General features: G+C 65.0%; 18 protein-coding genes. 8 read left to right on the top strand and 10 right to left on the bottom strand.

The genetic code is table 11. From position 1 onward, the window contains the following. Nucleotides 1-17 precede the first annotated feature (17 nt). Nucleotides 18-185, bottom strand: a complete 168-nt coding sequence (locus QX039_RS02605) for a hypothetical protein (protein WP_315739433.1) — start codon at nt 183-185, stop codon at nt 18-20. A 28-nt stretch (nt 186-213) separates the two neighbouring features. On the opposite strand from QX039_RS02605, the gene QX039_RS02600 reads away from it, so the two are divergent. Beyond that, the gene (locus tag QX039_RS02600; protein WP_315739432.1) at nt 214-390 is read left to right on the top strand and encodes a hypothetical protein; all 177 of its coding nucleotides are present in this window, start codon (nt 214-216) and stop codon (nt 388-390) included. Between the two features lie 21 nt (nt 391-411). On the opposite strand, the gene QX039_RS02595 is transcribed toward QX039_RS02600, so the two are convergent. The 3 genes from QX039_RS02595 to QX039_RS02585 are packed head-to-tail and all read right to left on the bottom strand — an operon-like array spanning nt 412 to nt 2,241. After that, entirely contained in the window at nt 412-990 is a 579-nt protein-coding gene (locus tag QX039_RS02595; RefSeq protein ID WP_315739431.1) for an isochorismatase family protein, read from the bottom strand. Continuing rightward, entirely contained in the window at nt 990-1,613 is a 624-nt protein-coding gene (locus QX039_RS02590) for a GNAT family N-acetyltransferase (protein ID WP_315739430.1), read from the bottom strand. Before QX039_RS02590 ends, QX039_RS02595 begins: the two co-directional genes overlap by 1 nt. Further along, a complete protein-coding gene (locus QX039_RS02585; RefSeq protein WP_315739429.1) occupies nt 1,600-2,241 on the bottom strand; it encodes a hypothetical protein in 642 nt (213 codons plus the stop codon). Before QX039_RS02585 ends, QX039_RS02590 begins: the two co-directional genes overlap by 14 nt. Nucleotides 2,242-2,296: 55 nt before the next feature. Between QX039_RS02585 and QX039_RS02580 the strand changes: the two genes are divergently transcribed. Beyond that, entirely contained in the window at nt 2,297-3,340 is a 1,044-nt protein-coding gene (locus QX039_RS02580; protein ID WP_315739428.1) for a LysR family transcriptional regulator, read from the top strand. Nucleotides 3,341-3,344: 4 nt separating this feature from the next. Here the strand turns inward: QX039_RS02580 and QX039_RS02575 are convergent, their stop codons facing one another. Beyond that, nucleotides 3,345-4,493: an autotransporter outer membrane beta-barrel domain-containing protein gene (locus QX039_RS02575; RefSeq protein ID WP_315739427.1), complete on the bottom strand. Its 1,149-nt coding sequence runs from the start codon at nt 4,491-4,493 to the stop codon at nt 3,345-3,347. Nucleotides 4,494-4,856: 363 nt separating this feature from the next. On the opposite strand from QX039_RS02575, the gene QX039_RS02570 reads away from it, so the two are divergent. Continuing rightward, a complete protein-coding gene (locus QX039_RS02570; RefSeq protein ID WP_315712366.1) occupies nt 4,857-5,066 on the top strand; it encodes a cold-shock protein in 210 nt (69 codons plus the stop codon). Between the two features lie 145 nt (nt 5,067-5,211). Here the strand turns inward: QX039_RS02570 and purN are convergent, their stop codons facing one another. Both purN and purM read right to left on the bottom strand, forming a co-directional pair. Continuing rightward, on the bottom strand, nt 5,212-5,865 hold the full coding sequence (gene purN, locus QX039_RS02565; protein WP_315739426.1) for a phosphoribosylglycinamide formyltransferase: 654 nt from the start codon (nt 5,863-5,865) through the stop codon (nt 5,212-5,214). Nucleotides 5,866-5,878: 13 nt separating this feature from the next. Then, nucleotides 5,879-6,952, bottom strand: a complete 1,074-nt coding sequence (gene purM / locus QX039_RS02560; protein ID WP_315739425.1) for a phosphoribosylformylglycinamidine cyclo-ligase — start codon at nt 6,950-6,952, stop codon at nt 5,879-5,881. 155 nt (nt 6,953-7,107) lie between these two features. Here purM and QX039_RS02555 point away from each other — a divergent pair, with 155 nt between their 5' ends. The 4 genes from QX039_RS02555 to ppx all read left to right on the top strand — a co-directional run bounded on the left by QX039_RS02555 (nt 7,108) and on the right by ppx (nt 12,260). Further along, on the top strand, nt 7,108-7,662 hold the full coding sequence (locus tag QX039_RS02555; protein ID WP_315739423.1) for a CDP-alcohol phosphatidyltransferase family protein: 555 nt from the start codon (nt 7,108-7,110) through the stop codon (nt 7,660-7,662). Nucleotides 7,663-7,720: 58 nt separating this feature from the next. Continuing rightward, the gene (locus QX039_RS02550) at nt 7,721-8,398 is read left to right on the top strand and encodes a DnaA ATPase domain-containing protein (RefSeq protein WP_315739421.1); all 678 of its coding nucleotides are present in this window, start codon (nt 7,721-7,723) and stop codon (nt 8,396-8,398) included. A gap of 124 nt (nt 8,399-8,522) precedes the next feature. Further along, the gene (locus tag QX039_RS02545; RefSeq protein WP_315739420.1) at nt 8,523-10,718 is read left to right on the top strand and encodes an RNA degradosome polyphosphate kinase; all 2,196 of its coding nucleotides are present in this window, start codon (nt 8,523-8,525) and stop codon (nt 10,716-10,718) included. A gap of 42 nt (nt 10,719-10,760) precedes the next feature. Further along, nucleotides 10,761-12,260 carry an exopolyphosphatase gene (gene ppx, locus QX039_RS02540; RefSeq protein ID WP_315739460.1) on the top strand — a complete coding sequence of 500 codons (1,500 nt, stop codon included), beginning with the start codon at nt 10,761-10,763 and terminating at the stop codon, nt 12,258-12,260. Nucleotides 12,261-12,267: 7 nt separating this feature from the next. Here ppx and QX039_RS02535 read toward each other — a convergent pair whose 3' ends face one another. Next, nucleotides 12,268-12,690: a globin family protein gene (locus QX039_RS02535; RefSeq protein WP_315739419.1), complete on the bottom strand. Its 423-nt coding sequence runs from the start codon at nt 12,688-12,690 to the stop codon at nt 12,268-12,270. 366 nt (nt 12,691-13,056) lie between these two features. After that, nucleotides 13,057-14,544 carry an aldehyde dehydrogenase family protein gene (locus QX039_RS02530; RefSeq protein ID WP_315739418.1) on the bottom strand — a complete coding sequence of 496 codons (1,488 nt, stop codon included), beginning with the start codon at nt 14,542-14,544 and terminating at the stop codon, nt 13,057-13,059. A 118-nt stretch (nt 14,545-14,662) separates the two neighbouring features. Here QX039_RS02530 and QX039_RS02525 point away from each other — a divergent pair, with 118 nt between their 5' ends. Further along, nucleotides 14,663-15,748, top strand: coding sequence for a substrate-binding domain-containing protein (locus tag QX039_RS02525; protein WP_315739417.1), 1,086 nt, complete (start codon nt 14,663-14,665; stop codon nt 15,746-15,748). A 37-nt stretch (nt 15,749-15,785) separates the two neighbouring features. Here QX039_RS02525 and QX039_RS02520 read toward each other — a convergent pair whose 3' ends face one another. After that, nucleotides 15,786-16,643, bottom strand: a complete 858-nt coding sequence (locus QX039_RS02520) for a TerC family protein (RefSeq protein WP_315739459.1) — start codon at nt 16,641-16,643, stop codon at nt 15,786-15,788. Between the last annotated feature and the right edge of the window lie 12 nt (nt 16,644-16,655).

Below are 16,655 nucleotides of genomic sequence, written 5' to 3'. Positions count from 1 at the left end.
GCCCATAATGCTGCCCATCATTCGGCGCTGGTCTGCCCCCTCAACTCCGCCTCGATTGTCTGAGACACCTCAACCAGAGCCATCGAAAGAATGTAGGCGCTGGTCGGCAGATTGAGCTGGCGCGCTTTCGCGATGGCCGCCTGGAGGCTGCTCGCCAGCTCTTTGAGCTCTTCCTCTCGGGTCATGTCGTGGTCTCGGTCCTGGAGCTGCCGCGTGAGCAAAGACGATTGCGAACCGCCGGAACAGAAGCTGCTGCGGCTGCTCAGCGAGAATCCGGTCGACCTGCACGTCGTCGAGGCCCTTCGCCTCGTCGTCGCGTTCAACAAGATCAGCGATCCGGCCGATCGCCGTATGATTATCGATCTGGCCGAACGACTCGCCTCAGGATGATACCGCCAATATCCGCCGCGGTCACACCGCGAGCCGGCCGCCGGCGCCGATAAGCTCGGCACTGTCGAGGACGCCGGCAAAATTGCCAATCACCTTGGTTACAACCAGCTTGTACAACGCAGCGTCGCCGGCACAAGCCTGCCGGCATGCGACGGCGTCTCCGATCACCTGATAGCGGTGGCTGCGGTGAAAACCGTCCACCACCGTCGAGAGGATCGTCTCGTCCAGCGAGAAGCCGAGCAGCACGCAGCGCATGCTGCGCATGTTCGCCATGTACTCGGCGAACCGAGCCGAGCTATAGGCCGACGGCAGTGGATGCTCGAACGCAAGCTCCCCTGGGGTCGGCTTGAAGTCCGGAAGCCAGTTCGTCAGGTTGGAGGCCGGATTGAACCAGGCCGCCTGTGCGATCCGCTTGAGATGGACGACCGGCCACAGGTTGTCGCGCCAGAGCGCGATCAACTGCCGGCACCGCGCCGTGACGACATCGCCATCGGCGATCAGATGCCTGCGTCCCTCGGCGAGATATTCGCATTGCAGATCGGCGCAGACGAGAACCGGCGGATCCACCTCGGTGGCACCGAACAGATCTCGGCTCGACATCACTGTCTCGCTGCGGCGAAGTCGCGCAAGGGCGAGGACGCCGGCCGGCCGGCCGAGAGATCGAGCACGCCCGGCCGGTCCCAGTCCCCTTCCGGACGAATGATCATGTAGGGATCGCTGTCGAGCGTGATCGCGTCGTCGCACGGCTCAAGGTCCAGCACCATCTCAGTGTATGAGAAATCCGAGAAGGTGAGCTTGCGATTATGGCCGAGCGGCTTGGCGCCGAAATGCGCCCAGAAATCGACGAGACGATCCTGCGCGTGGCCATAGGCCTTCTTGAAGCCCTTGCGCCTGCAATAGTCGAGCGCCTCGCGAACCAGCTTGAACGACAGTCGCGAGCGCCTGTACTGATGGCGCACCGCGAGCCGCTCGACCTTGGCGAAGTCGCCGAAGAAGCGCACGCGCACGCATCCAGCCGGCTCGTTGCCGACGAAACCGAGGAAGTGGGCTGCAACCAGATCGTTGCCGTCGAACTCCTCTTCCATCGGACAATCCTGCTCGGTCAGGTAGACCGCCGAGCGGATCGCCGTGACGAGCATGAGGTCATTCGGATCACGCGCGATGCGCACCGTGATCGCGCGCGGATTTGTCTTTGCCGCCCTGGCCGAACTAATGCTTTGCATCCGCGATGCTCCCTTGTCCGAAACTCGTGATCGACTGGATCGAAGGCGCGATCATCTCGGGCAGGCGGTTCCACGGCCGCTGATACCACCAGAGATCGGGCTGAAAGCTTGGAACCGGCGTGAAGCCGAGTGCGCCGAGAAACGCGCGCCCTTCCGGACTCGACGGTTGTGCGTAGTAATCGGCGGCGCGAAATCTCGCGCCTTGCAGCGCCTGCGCGACGTTGCCGAGGCCGATTGCTCCTCGCCCTTGCGCCACGAGCGCCCAGACATAGATGGCAGCTACGTCTTCGTCCGGCCGCGCCAGAAATCTGCGCGGCGGATCATTCAAATTGAACTCATCCAGGAGCAACGCATCGAGGCCTGAGCAGTTGAGATAGAGGAAGGCTATGCCGCCGAGCAAGTTCCTGCCGCGGTAGAGCGCGAAGATCGAGTCCGGATCGTGCCGCAAGAACTCCGCAAGTTCGTGTTCCGAGGCACGAACGCCCGGTATTTCCCGGCGCGCGAGCGCCGCGAGCTCGCCGAGCCGATCGAGCGTGACCGCCTGAGCCGTGACCCGATCCGTCCGCGGCAGCGCGTCGAGCTGATGTCGCAGCGTGAATTCTGTGCTTCCGCGGTGCAGGTTCTGCATCTATGTTTCCAGCTTGGCTTTGATAACGTCATCATACTTGTCGGGGCTGGAGTGTATGCGGCAACATTTGCATCGGGGTGCTGCATCCACGCAGCACAGGAAGTCTGACGAAACGCTTAACCCTTCATGGGAGGATTTGAGAGCATTTCTGCTTTGTACACGTCACCGCAGCTTCCGAAACGCGGCGGATGTTCTCGGACTGACCGGCACAACCCTGATGCGCAAGATCGACCGGCTCGAGGACGAGCTCGGATTCAAGCTCTTCATCCGTGATCAATCCGGCCTGTCGCTCAGCGACGAGGGACGATCGTTGCTGTTCGACGTCGAGCAGATGGAGCGGCTGAGCTTCAACATCTTCCGGCGCGCCTCGCTGTCGACCGACACTCAAGGGTCGGTGCGCGTCGCCGTGACCGAAGGCCCCGGCAATTTCTGGATCCTGCCGCGACTGATCGATTTCCAGAAGACCTATCGCAGGATCACGGTCGATCTGAGCTGCGCGATGCAGCAGGCCGACGTGTCGCGGCTGGAGGCTGACATCTCGATTCAGTTCGAACGGCCGACCAACCCCGACGTGATCGTTGTGAAGCTCGGCCGTCTGCACATCTACGGCTTCGTGTCGGAAGCCTATCGCGACGCACATGGATTGCCGACATCGCTGGCGGATCTCAAGAACCACCGCATCATCAAGCAGCACGGCGTGCAGCTCGACGAGACGGGCTATGCGCGCATCCTCGGCTTGGAGTCGCTCGAGGGCATCGTCGGCATCTCCACCAATTCCAGCGTTGCCGTGCTCTACGCGGTCGAGCGCGGCGCCGGCATCGGCTTCCTGCCGACATCGGCGGTCGCGCTCGGGGCGCCGCTCGTTCCGGTCGATCTCGGCATCAACTACCACATGGATCTGTGGCTGACCTATCACAAGGAGTTTCGCAACTCCGACCGGCACAAGGTCGTCATCGACTGGCTGAAGCGCATCTTCGATCCGAAGGTCCATGCCTGCTTCCGGGACGAGTTCATCCATCCGCTGGAGCTCGTGCCTCTGATGGCGTCCGCGCGGGATGTCGTCGGCTTCGGCGGCTACGTCGCGCCGAAACCGGTCTGACGACCTACCACTTCAACTCGACGCCGAGCGTCCCCTGATGCGACTGCAGCGCCGAACGCAGCTTCGCATCGTAGTTCAGATAGAGGCGTGACGTTCGGTTCAAGGATAGCGACAGTGCCGCGCCGGCGTCGGCGCCGTAACGGCCCTCGCCAAGGCCCTGCAGCGTGATGCTCTGCGGACCGAGGCTCACGGTCACCGCGCCGAGATTCTGGCTGAAATTGTCGACGAGCTTGCCATAGGCCGAGACGTCGAGGACCCTGCCGTCGACGATGAAGTAGCGGCCGAATTCGGCGCCGACGAGAACGCGGGCGCGCTCCAGCGAGGTGCCGCTGACCGACAGCGGATCGAGCCCGCCCGATTCCTGGAATGCCGCGGTCGTGGCGCGGGTGTATTCGAAGGCGAGCTTCGGAACGATCCGGCTCTCACCGATGCTCCAGTAGTAGTCGAGCTCGCTCAGCACGCCCGTGATGTGGGCGCCGTAGACCGACGTCGCCGCACCGAGGCTGGTGTCGCGCCGCGCATTGATCCCGCCGAAGCCATGGACGATCGCGATCGCCCAGGTCCAGGGTCCCCGGTCGACCGAGGCGTTGAACCCGAACTGTGTGAGATCGAGCGTCGCCGATTGCAGCGCCAGCGGCACATCGACCCTGGTCCGGCTCTGGTCAACGGATAGTCCGACGTTCACGCCCGGCACGAGGCGCATGCCGATACCGGCGACACCGCCCCAAGTCGTCCTCTTGTCGCCAACGAAGTCGCCTTGCGCATTGCTGCGGACCGTCACGCCATACATCTCGCCCCAAGTCCGGAACCGAGCCTGTTCCGAAGCCTCCGGCGCACCCCCGCCCCCCGGATTGCTCCGCTGCAGCCGGGTGACGCCCTGCGTGGCCTGGGTGCCGAGCCGTTCGAGGAAGCTCGAGCCGAGATCGAGCACGGTTTGGCCGGACGAGCGTTCGGAGCTGATCGCGCCGGGTGCAGGACTGGGCAATGGGCTCGGCGTTGGTGTCGGGCTAGCGGCTATGCTCGGCAGGCCGGCCTGCGCGGCGCACGGCGAAGACGCGACGGCCATACCCAAGGCGACGATGGCCAGCAGCGCCGCCCCGGGTACACGGGTGCACCGTCGCCTGCCCCGCTTGGCCTGAGATGCCCCGCGCATCGATGCCCCGTTCGCCGCCCGCTCGAATTCGCTTCATATTGCCGCGTCGATTTGTCCGCAGTTCCCGATCGCGGTCAATGAGATTGACCATGCCGCGGCTGCACCGCAAGGATTTGTGGTTCCAGCGCCACAAGCCACGCAGTGCAGCAGCAGCCGGTGACGTGACGTCGCGACGCGTTCTCATCGATCCGCCAAACTTGATATCGGCGGAAAATCGTGTTGCAATCTCCAGCACAATCGGATTGGCCGTTCGACTGTGCGTTTCGCGACTTCGGAAATTGAGCAGATCCCCGGAAGCCCGTTTGTGGCGTGGCACGCGTGAGCGTGGCCGCGTCTTTTTTTCGTCTAGACGAGGAGACAGCGATGCCGACCTACAAGGGCAGCGTGAAGTGGTTCAACCCGACCAAGGGATATGGCTTCATCAAACCGGCTGGCGGAGACAAGGACGTGTTCGTCCATATCTCGGCCGTGGAGCGTGCTGGACTGACCACGCTCAACGAGAACCAGACGATCGAATATGATCTGGTGGAGAGCCGCGGCAAGACGTCGGCAGAGAACCTGAAGCTCTCGTGAGCATCGTCCCGGCGGAGGGCGCCACAGCGCGCGTTCGAAAGCCAACTCACGAGTTCCGCGTCACGCTCGCTTGCCGCGGATGATCAGACTTCGTCAGCCTTGATGTGCCCCGGCCCCGCCGGGGATTTTTTTCGTCCGGCGACAGCTAACGGACGACGGGCCAGATCAGCGCGTGATCGGCCTGCACCACGGACGACGTCCGGCAGAGATCGCCTTCGAGCCGCACCAGGCCCTTGGCCAGCAGCTTCAGCGCCTCGGGATAGATGCGATGCTCGACGCCAAGAATGCGCGTCGACAGCGTGTCCGGCGTATCGTCGTCCCTGACCACGACCGCGCCCTGCATCACGATCGGACCTGCATCCGTCTCCGGAATGACGAAATGCACGGTGGCGCCTGACAGCTTGACGCCGGCACGCAGCGCCTGGCCGTGCGGATCGAGGCCGGGGAATGATGGCAGCAGCGACGGATGAATGTTGAGCATCCTTCCGTACCAGCGCTGCACGAACTCCGCCGTGAACAGGCGCATGAAACCGGCCAGGCAGATGATCTCGATGCCGCGTGCATCGAGCGCCTGCTGCAATCTGGCTTCGAACCCCGCGCGGTCCTTGCCGAACGGCTTGCTCTCGATGATTTCGATCGCGACGCCGTTCTCCTGCGCTTTCTGCAGTCCGGCCGCATCGGCTCGGTTGGAGATCACGATGGCGACCTCGGCCGGAAAATCCGGCTGCGCCGCCGCGTGGATCAGCGCGGCCATGTTCGACCCACGGCCCGAGATCAGGATGGCGACGCGGCGCTTCATCGGCTCACTCGTCTCACAGGGCCAGATCGAGGGCGCCGGTGTAAATCACGCGCTCATCGCCCGCGGCGGCAACGACCTCGCCGAGCCGGGCAACGTGCTCACCATTGGCGGCGAATACCTCGATGACGGTATTGACGGCCTCGGCCTTGACGATCGCGATCATGCCGATCCCGCAATTGAAGGTGCGCAAGAGCTCGCGCTCGGCAATGCCGCCCTGCTCCGCCAGCCATTTGAAGACCGGCAGCACCGGCAGGCCCGTCAGATCAATCGAGACGCCGAGATGCTTCGGCAGCACGCGCGGAATGTTGTCGGTGAAGCCGCCGCCCGTGATGTGCGCGAGCCCCTTGACCGCACCGGTCTCGCGGATGGCGCGAAGGCACGACTTCACATAGAGCCGGGTCGGCGTCAGCAGCGCCGCGCCGAGAGTCAGGACCGGCGCGAACGGTGCCGGCGCATCGAAGCCGAGGCCGGACTGGGCGACGATCTTGCGCACCAGGGAGTAGCCGTTGGAATGCACGCCGGATGAAGCGAGGCCGAGGACCACGTCGCCGGCCGCGATGTCCGGCGACGGCAGCAGCGTGCCGCGCTCGGCGGCGCCGACCGCGAAACCGGCAAGATCGTAGTCGCCGTCCTTGTAGAGGCCCGGCATTTCCGCGGTCTCACCGCCGATCAGCGCGCAGCCGGATTCCCGGCAGCCTTCGGCGACGCCGGCGACGATCGAGGCCGTCGCCTCCGGGTCGAGCTTGCCGCAGGCAAAGTAGTCGAGGAAGAACAGCGGCTCGGCGCCCTGCACGACGAGATCGTTGACCGACATGGCGACCAGGTCGATGCCGATGCCGCCATGCAGCCCGGTCTCGATCGCGATCTTCACCTTGGTGCCGACGCCGTCGGTCGCGGCGACCAGCACCGGATCCTTGAATCCGGCGGCCTTGAGGTCGAACAGGCCGCCAAAGCCACCGATCTCGGCATCCGCGCCGGCGCGGGCGGTTGCGCGCACCATGGGCTTGATCAGATCGACCAGACGGTTTCCGGCATCGATATCGACGCCCGAATCTGCATAAGTGAGCCCGTTCTTGCGCTCGGTCATGGTAAAAACCCCTAATCTGGCCGCTGGTTACGTCGGAATCCGGCCGCGCGCAATGGCTCGCAAGGGGCTCGTCCCCATACTATCTAGGAACCGTACCGGTTCGCCCTGTTTCGGAATCGGGTTGTCTTTTGATCGTTGTCGTCGGGACCCGCTGCGTGACCATTCCCCACAGTATCCCCAATCTGATCACGCTCGGTCGAATCCTGCTGGTTCCGATCGTCGTCTGGGCCATTGCGGCCGGCGAGATGGAGATCGCGTTTCTGGTCTTCGTGGTCGCGGGGGTGAGCGACGCCGTGGACGGCTTCCTGGCAAAGCGCTTCAACCTGCGGTCCGAACTGGGAGCCCTGCTCGATCCCCTCGCCGACAAGGCGCTGCTGGTCTCGATCTTCGTCACGCTTGGCATCTGGGGCGCGATCCCGCGCTGGATCGTCATCCTGGTGGTCTCGCGCGACATCATGATCGTCTCGGCGGTGATCGTGTCCTGGCTGTTCGACCGGCCGGTCGCGATGAAGCCATTGATGGTGTCCAAGCTGAACACGGTCGCCCAGGTCGGATTCGCAGCGCTCGTGCTGGCCTCGCTCAGCTTCGGCTTCGAGCCCAAGCCCTACGATGTGGTGCTGATGGCGCTGGTCACGGTCTTTACCCTCGTGTCGGTCGGGCTGTATCTCGTCGACTGGGTGCGCCACATGAGCACCATCGAGGTCCGGTGATCCTCCGCTGAGGGCCCGTCCTGACCTCACGCACCCCACGATACGGAGCAATTCGACCTTGGCCGGCCATATCCCCCCTCGTCAGCTGGCCTTCGCACTGCCGCATGCGGAGAGCCTGACGCGGGACAATTTCTTCGAAGGTCCAGGCAACGCGGCCGGGCTCGCTCTGGTCGACGCCTGGCCGGAATGGCCGGCGCGGACCATGTTCCTGGTCGGCCCCGACGGCTCCGGCAAGAGCCACCTCGCCGCGATCTGGGCCGAGCAGGCTGGAGCCCGATCCCTGTCCGCGCATGCCCTCGAGGCGAGCGCGGTCCCTGGGGCGCTCGCCACCGGCGCGCTGGTGCTGGAGGATCTGACGGCAACCGATCTCGACGAGCGGGCGCTGTTTCACCTGCTGAACCTGGCCCGCCAGGACGAGGCTTTCGTGCTGATCACGGCGCGCGAGGCCCCGGCGGCCCTGCCCATCGCCCTGGCCGATCTGAGGTCGCGGCTGCGCGCCGTCCCGGTCGTCACGCTGCTGCCGCCCGACGACCAGCTGTTCCGTGCCTTGATCGTCAAGCTGGCCGCCGACCGGCAACTGGCGATCGACGAGACCGTGGTCAGCTATCTCGCAAGCCACATCGAGCGCTCCTATGCGGCGGCACGCCAGACCATCGCGCTGCTGGACAACGAGTCCCTGCGGCTCGGACGGCCGGTCACCCGGGCGCTGGCGGCGGAGCTGCTCCGCCCGCTGTGACCGGCGGCCATCTTGACGGCGGTTGGCGACGGAACCTCAATGGTGCCGGCAACGTCATCCCCTGGTTACCCAGATTGGGCTACGGTCGACCATTCGCGACTGGATGGATATGGATCGAATTCCGATGGATACCGAGCAAGTTACTGAAATTTCAGAGAAAGAATCGGTCGCGGCGCCGTCCTTCGAGATTGCCTCGAGCCCCGAGCGATTCATCAACCGGGAACTGTCCTGGCTTCACTTCAACCGCCGCGTTCTGGAGGAATCGGTCAATCCGCGCCATCCCGCCCTGGAGCGGGTGCGCTTCCTGTCGATTTCCGCCAACAACCTTGATGAATTCTTCATGGTCCGCGTCGCCGGCATCCGCGCCCAGGTCCGCGAGGGCATCGCCGAGCGCAGCCCGGATGGGCTGACACCCACCGAGCAGTTGAAGCTGATCAACGAGACCGTCTCACAGCTCGCGATCGACCAGCAGGCGATCTGGCGCGACCTGCGCAAGTTTCTCGGCGAGCTCGGCATCGTGCTGGTCGACGGCCAGGACGTCACCAAGAGCGAGCGCGCCTGGATCGAGGACCACTTCCTCGCCAACATCTTCCCGCTGCTGACGCCACTGGCGATCGATCCGGCGCATCCGTTCCCGTTCATCCCGAGCCTCGGCTTCACAGTGGCGCTGCAGCTGATCCGCTCCGCCGACGGGCGTCCGATGAACGCCCTCATTCGAATGCCCGGCAAGATCGACCGCTTCATCCGCTTCCCCGGCTCCAAGGATGGCGTGATCCGCCTGATCACCCTCGAGCAGGCGACCGGCCTGTTCATCGGCCGGCTGTTTCCGGGCTACACCGTGAAGGGCCAGGGCGCCTTCCGGATCATCCGCGACAGCGAGATCGAGATCGAGGAAGAGGCCGAAGACCTGGTGCGGCTGTTCGAAACCGCGCTGAAGCGGCGCCGTCGCGGCTCGGTGATCCGGCTCGAGATCGAGGCCAACATGCCGGAGGAGCTACGCCGCTTCGTGCAGAATGCGCTCTCGACCACCGATGACGAGGTGTTCCTGGTCGACGGCGTGCTGGCGATGAACGAGCTGTCGCAACTGACGCGGGTCGACCGGCCCGACCTCGAATTCGTGCCCTATGTGCCGCGCCATCCTGAGCGTGTCCGCGACCATGGCGGCGACATCTTCGCCGCCATCCGGCAGAAGGACCTGATCGTCCATCACCCTTACGAGTCGTTCGACGTCGTCGTACAGTTCCTGCAGCAGGCGGCGCGCGACCCGGACGTCGTCGCAATCAAGCAGACGCTGTACCGCACCTCCAACAACTCGCCGATCGTGCGCACGCTGGTGGAAGCTGCCGAAGCCGGCAAGTCGGTGACGGCGCTGGTCGAGCTCAAGGCGCGTTTCGACGAGGAGGCCAACATCCGCTGGGCCCGCGATCTGGAGCGCGCCGGCGTGCAGGTGGTCTACGGCTTCCTGGAGCTGAAGACGCATGCCAAGCTGTCGATGGTCGTACGCCGCGAGGGCGGCAGCCTCACGACCTATGTCCACACCGGCACCGGCAACTATCACCCGGTGACGGCGCGCATCTACACCGACCTGTCCTACTTCACCTCCGACCCGGTGATCGGCCGCGACGTGACGCGGGTGTTCAACTACATCACCGGCTATGCCGAGCCGATCGACATCGAGAAGATGGCGGTGTCGCCGCTCACGCTTCGCAAGCGCATGATCGAGCACATCCACGGCGAGACCAGCTTCGCCCGCCAGGGCAAGCCCGCCGTGATCTGGATGAAGATGAACTCGCTGGTCGATCCCGACATCATCGACGCGCTGTATGAGGCCTCGCAGGCCGGCGTGTCGATCGAGCTGATCGTGCGCGGCATCTGCTGCCTGCGTCCCGGCCTCCCCGGACTGTCGGAGAACATTCGCGTCAAATCGGTGATCGGCCGCTTCCTCGAGCATGGCCGCATCTACTGCTTTGGTATGGGTCAGGGCCTGCCGAGCGCCAAGGCCGCCGTCTACATCTCCTCGGCCGACATGATGCCGCGCAATCTCGACCGCCGCGTCGAGGTGCTGTGCCCGCTTCAGAACCCTACCGTGCATCAGCAGGTTCTGGAACAGATCATGGTCGCGAACCTCAAGGACACCGAGCAGAGCTGGCAATTGTTGCCGGATGGGTCGTCAACGCGTATGAAGGCCGCGAAGGGCGAGGAGCCGTTCAACCTGCACAATTACTTCATGACGAATCCGAGTCTGTCCGGCCGTGGAAAGTCGCTCAAGGAATCATCGCCGCGCCGGCTCACGCGCCGGAATGAACGCCCTCCTTCATAGGGGCTGTCTGCACCGGGGCCTTCTGCGCCGGGACATGCCGTGGTGAAGCGGCCCGGCACGAGGGCCGCGAGCGTCGGTGTCATCGACATCGGCTCGAACTCGGTCCGTCTCGTCGTCTACCAGGCGATGGAACGCAGTCTCGTCACCGTGTTCAACGAGAAGGCGCTGTGCGGGCTCGGTCGCGAGGTCCAGACCACCGGCCTGCTCGCGGCCGATGCCGTCGACAAGGCGCTGACGGCGCTGAAGCGCTTCCGCGCGTTGTGCAAGGTGCAGCGGGTGGGGCAAGTTCATGCCATCGCGACCGCCGCCTGCCGCGATGCTTCGAACGGCGCTGATTTCATTGCCAAGGCCGAGAAGATCTGCGGCGCCCCGATCCAGATCCTCACCGGCCCCGAAGAGGCGCGCTATTCGGCGCTCGGTGTCATCTCCGGCATTCACAAGCCCGACGGCATCGTCGGCGATCTCGGCGGCGGCTCACTTGAGCTGATCGACGTGCGCGGGCATCAGGTCCGCAGCGGCGTCACCCTGCCGCTCGGCAGCCTGGCGCTGCAGGATCTCGCCGAGAAATCGCTGAAGAAGGCGGAGCGGATCGCGCGCGAGGCGCTGACCGACCTGCCGCAACTGCTGGCCGGCCAGAACCGCACCTTCTACGCGGTCGGCGGCACCTGGCGCGCGCTGGCGCGCATCCACATCATCCAGAGCGGCTATCCGCTCGGGGTGATGCACGGCTATGCGATTCCGGCGGCCGATGCGCTGGCCTTCGTGCGCCGGCTGCGCCGTCTCGTCGCCGCCGACATGCTGGCCGACATCGAAGCGATCGCCGAGGCGCGGCGCCCGCTGCTTGCCTATGCCGCGCTGGTGCTCGAGCACATCATCCGCGTCGCCAGGCCGACGACGGTCGTGTTCTCGACCTTCGGCGTGCGCGAGGGCTTGCTCTACTCCAAGCTTCCCGACGCCGAGCGCGCCAAGGACGGGCTGCTCTGCGCGGCGCAGGGCCTCAACGAGCTGTTGTCGCGCTCGGCCCAGCATGCCCGCGAGCTGATCGACTGGACCGACCGCCTGTTCCGCGTGATGCACATGCGCGAGACCGAGGACGAGCGCCGGCTGCGGCACGCCGCCTGCCTGCTGTCCGACATCGGCTGGCGCATGCATCCGGACCATCGCGGCGAGCAGACCTACGGCATCGTTCTGAACGGCAATTTCGGCTCGATCAACCACGAGGGCCGCATCTTCGTCGCGCTGTCGGTGTTCTTCCGCTACGAGGGCCTGCGCGACGAGGCGGCGGCGCCTGCCCTCACCGAGCAGCTGAGCCCGGCCCAGATCGATCGTGCGCGCCTGCTCGGCACCGCGTTTCGGGTCGCGCATCTGATCTCGGCGGCGCGGCCCGGCGTGCTGCCCGCAACGCATTTCCGCACCCAGGATCGCAAGCTGATGCTGGTGTTCGAGCACCAGATGGTCGACCTCGTCGCCGACCGTGTCGGCGGACGCTTCAAGCAGCTCGCGCGTCTCGTCGGCCGCTCCGGCTCGATCGTGCGCAGCTAGATCCGGATCAGGGCCGCCGAGCGCCGACCGAAATTGCGATCATCCGCTGGGCGATGATGCCGTAGACCTTGCGCCAGGCCTGCTCCACCTCATTATTCCAATGCGGACCAAGCCCCTTGGCGAGGCTCCACAGCAGCGCCTCCCCGACCACCGGATAGTACTCCGGCTTGACGCCGTAGCGCGCATGGTTGCGGCCGAGGATGTCGGTGCTCGACAGAAGTCCGGTCATCTGATCGAGGCTGCCGACGAGCACCGCGAGCGTCGCGATGAAATCGCGCTTCAACACGTCCATGTCGGCTGGAAACATCGCGCGGCATTCCGGCAAGAGCTCGAACACGCGATCATAGAACGTCGTCGTCATCTGTGTAGCATTGGCAAATACCAAGTCGAACGACGACTTGACGAGCGCAATCTCATCTGCAGTCAACATGCGCAAGTCCAATTCGAAACAATTCCAATCAGGGCCCGATCAGTGGAGCTCGACGTAGTGGTGTCGCGGCGACGCGAACGGGTTCATTATAAGAAGCAGACGACCACGCCCTGCGGTACTTGTCAAAGGCGCGGCACCGTGCCGCAGCACTGTGGATTGGCTTGTGATCCTGCCGCGACGATTACTGACCGACTCAGCGATCGGAGACGGCAACGGCAACAAACACGACGGCCATCGTGCTTCTCACAGGCCATCGGAGACGCCGACACGCCGGCCGCCGACCGGCGCCAAGGCCGACTGATCCGTTGGATCGCGCAGACGGCCGCCGATGCGAATGGCGGCCGTCCGCGTCAACCGACGCCTGGCTCACACCGCGAGGTTCATCCAGACGGACTTCGGCTCCGTGAAGTTGTCCAGCGCGGCCGTGCCGTGCTCGCGGCCCAGTCCGGAGTCACGATCGCCACCCCAAGGCAGCCGCACATCAGTGTAGCCATAGGTGTTGATCCACACGGTGCCGGCGCGCAGGCGCTTAGCGAAGCGATGGACGCGCCCCATGTCGCGGCTCCAGACGCCCGCGGCCAGGCTGTAAGCCGTGCCGTTCGCCATCCGCAGCGCCTCGGCCTCGTCCCTGAACTTGATCACGCTGACCACGGGTCCGAAGATCTCCTCCTGCGAGATCCGCATGTCGTGCGTGACGCCAGCGAAGACGGCGGGGCTGACGAAATAGCCGCGGGCGGCCGCGCGCTGGCCGCCGGTGACGAGCGTGGCGCCTTCGTTGCGTCCGATGTCGACATAGTCGAGGATCGTCTTCATCTGCCGTTCGGAGATGACCGGTCCGAGCGAGGTTGCGCGATCGAGCGGATCGCCGATCCGCAGCGCCCGTGCGCGCTCGGTCAGGCGCTCGACCACCTCGTCATACACGCGCTCGTGCACGAGCACCCGCGATCCGGCCGAGCACACCTGCCCGGTGTTGAAGAAGATGCCGCTGGCCGCAGCCTTCGCGGCGGCCTCGATGTTCGCATCGTCGAAGATGATGTTGGCCGACTTGCCGCCGAGCTCGAGCGAGACGCGTTTGAAGTTGCCGGCCGCCGCCTTCATGATGCCGCGGCCGACGCCGGGCGAGCCAGTGAACGTGACCTTGTCGACATCGGGGTGGTTGACCAGCGCCTCGCCGACGGTGCGCCCAGGGCCGGTCACGATGTTGAGAACACCGGGCGGCAGTCCGGCTTCGAGCGCGAGCTCCCCGATCCGCAGCGCCGACAGCGACGTCAGCTCGGCGGGCTTCATCACGACGGTGCAGCCGCAGGCCAGCGCCGGCGCGAGCTTCCACATCCCGATCATCAGCGGGAAATTCCACGGCACGATTGCCGCGACCACGCCGACCGGCTCGCGCACGGTATAGGTCAGCGCATCATCGCGCGTAGAGACGACTTCACCGCTGATCTTGTCGGCCCATCCGGCGTAGTAAGTGAGCGTATCGATGGCGGCGGGAAGATCCTGGCGCTGGATCGCCGACACGGGCTTGCCGGCATCGAGGCTTTCGAGCTCGATGATCCCGTCGGCATGGTCGCGCAACAGCTGCGCCCATTTCAGCAGGATCGCGCCGCGCTCCGCCGCACGCATCGTTCGCCACGGCCCTTCGAAGGCCTTGCGGGCCGCGGCGACCGCGAGATCGACATCCTCGGCATTGCCCTCGGCGACCGTCGCAATCGCCTGCTCGGTTGCAGGATTGAGCGAGGTGAAGGTGCGTCCCGAAACCGAGGGAACATGCCGGCCGCCGATCAGGAGCTGGAACGGCTTCGTCAGATAAGACGTCGTCCTCGAGCCGCGCTCGTAATCATATGCAATCGACATCATATTTCCTCCGTTTGTTGTATACCAATGAAGGTAAGAACAAATATCTGTTCGTAAATATGATATCTGTTGCCTATGGCCGGCGGTCATATGAAGCCGACTTCACAAGCGGGCCCTGATGTTGCGGATCGCGATCGAACCTGTCTGGCGTTTCTACAAGGACGACGGCCCGCAGAGCATCGTCGTGATGCTCCGCGTGCTCAGCGAAATCAGGAGGACGGGTAAGATCACCAGCGCGGCCAGCGACGCGCATCTGTCCTATCGTCACGTCTGGAATCTGATCGAGCAGTGGTCTGAATTCTTCGGCGTGCCGCTGGTCGAGACCCAGCGCGGCAAGGGATCGAAGCTCACCACGTTCGGAGACAAGCTGGTCTGGGCCGGCGAGCGCATGCACGCCCGCCTCGGCCCGCAGCTCGACAATCTGGCGCAGGAGCTGGTGACCGAGATCAAGCCGTTCCTGCAGCCGCATCCCGGCGTGATCCGCGTTCACGCCAGCCACGGCTTTGCCGTCGCCAAGCTGCGCGAGCTGTTGGATCGCGAGCCAGGCGTCGGGGTCGATGTCCGCTATGTCAGCAGCCAGCATTCGCTGGCGTCGCTGGCGCAAGGCGAATGCGACCTGTCGGGACTGCATCTGCCGCGCGGCGAGCTGCGTGCCCAGAACATCCGGGCCTGCAGGGATTGGCTTGATCCCAAGCAGGACTGCGTCATTAGCTTCGTGACCCGTGAAATGGGGCTGATGGTCAAGCGCGGCAATCCGCTGTCCATCCGTTCATTGGCCGATCTTGCCGACGGCAGGGCGCGCTTCGTCAATCGCGATCATGATTCCGGCACCCGCCTGTTGTTCGATCAGTTGCTCGCGTCACAAGGCATCGACGAAGCGCGCATTAATGGCGCGCAGCAGATCGAGTTCACCCATGCAGCCGTCGCCGCCTATGTCGCGAGCGGCATGGCCGACGTCTGCTTCGGCGTCGAGGCCGCCGCGCGGCAATTCGGACTCGACTTCATCCGTATCCTCACCGAGGACTATTTCTTCGCCTGCCATAAATCGTTTCTGGAAACCGACCCGATGCGGCGGGTGCTCGAGGTGATGAAGGGCGACGAATTCCATCGCGCCGTCGCTGCCCTGCCCGGCTACCAGCCAGCCGCGACGGGATCGGTCCACACCGTTCGCGAATTCCTCGATCGGCTGGATGCGGAGTCCTGACGCCGCCCGGTCGGACGCGACGCCTCCTGACGATCAGCTACGGCAGATCGACGCCGCGCGCCGGCACCAGCTCGCTCTCGGCCTGGCGCTGCAGCGCGCGGCCGCGCCAGATCGAGCCGGCGATCAGCACCACACCGGCGCCGATCAGCGACATCAGCGCCTCCATGACATCGACGTGGCTCGCGAGATTGGTCTTGCCGGCGAACAGCGCCGAGGTCGCCTCGATGTTGATGACCACGGTGCCGTCGAGGAGATGGTGCAGCATCGGCTCGATCGCGGGATCGGTCGCGATCACCTCGCCGGCCACCCAGCCGAGCAACATCGCGCCGAGCCAGACCAGCAGCGGGACCCGATCGAGCACGAGCATGATCAGCGCGGCGCCGGCGATGATCAGCGGGATGCTCATGGCGAGGCCGATGATCAGCAGGGACGCCTGGCCGTTCGCGGCCGCAGCCACCGCGATCACGTTGTCGAGGCTCATCACGAGGTCGGCAAGCGCGACGATGCGGACCGCATGCCACAGCGTCGTGCCGGCTGCGATCTCGTCGTTCTCGTCCTCGGGCACCAGCAGCTTGGCGGCGATCACGATCAGCGCCAGCCCGCCGATCAGCTTCAGGTACGGCAGCGCCATCAGGGTGGCGACGATGCCGGTAAAGGCGATGCGCAGTGCGACGGCAATGCCGGAGCCGGCCACCATGCCCCAGACGCGATGCTTGCCGTGCAGGCCGCGGCAGGCGAGCGCGATGACCAGCGCATTGTCGCCCGACAACAGCACGTTGATCCAGACGATCTTGCCGAGCGCGAGCCAGAAGCCCGGGCTCTGCAGGTCGGCCTCGAATTGAGCGAGCAAATGGCCGAAAGTGGCGGGATCAGCGAGTTGCGACAGCCAGTTCACGGCCAAGCCTTT

This window comes from Bradyrhizobium sp. SZCCHNR1043 (assembly GCF_032489675.1).
In the GTDB taxonomy this organism is placed as follows: domain Bacteria; phylum Pseudomonadota; class Alphaproteobacteria; order Rhizobiales; family Xanthobacteraceae; genus Bradyrhizobium.
This window is presented reverse-complemented; position numbering and strand designations above follow the sequence as displayed.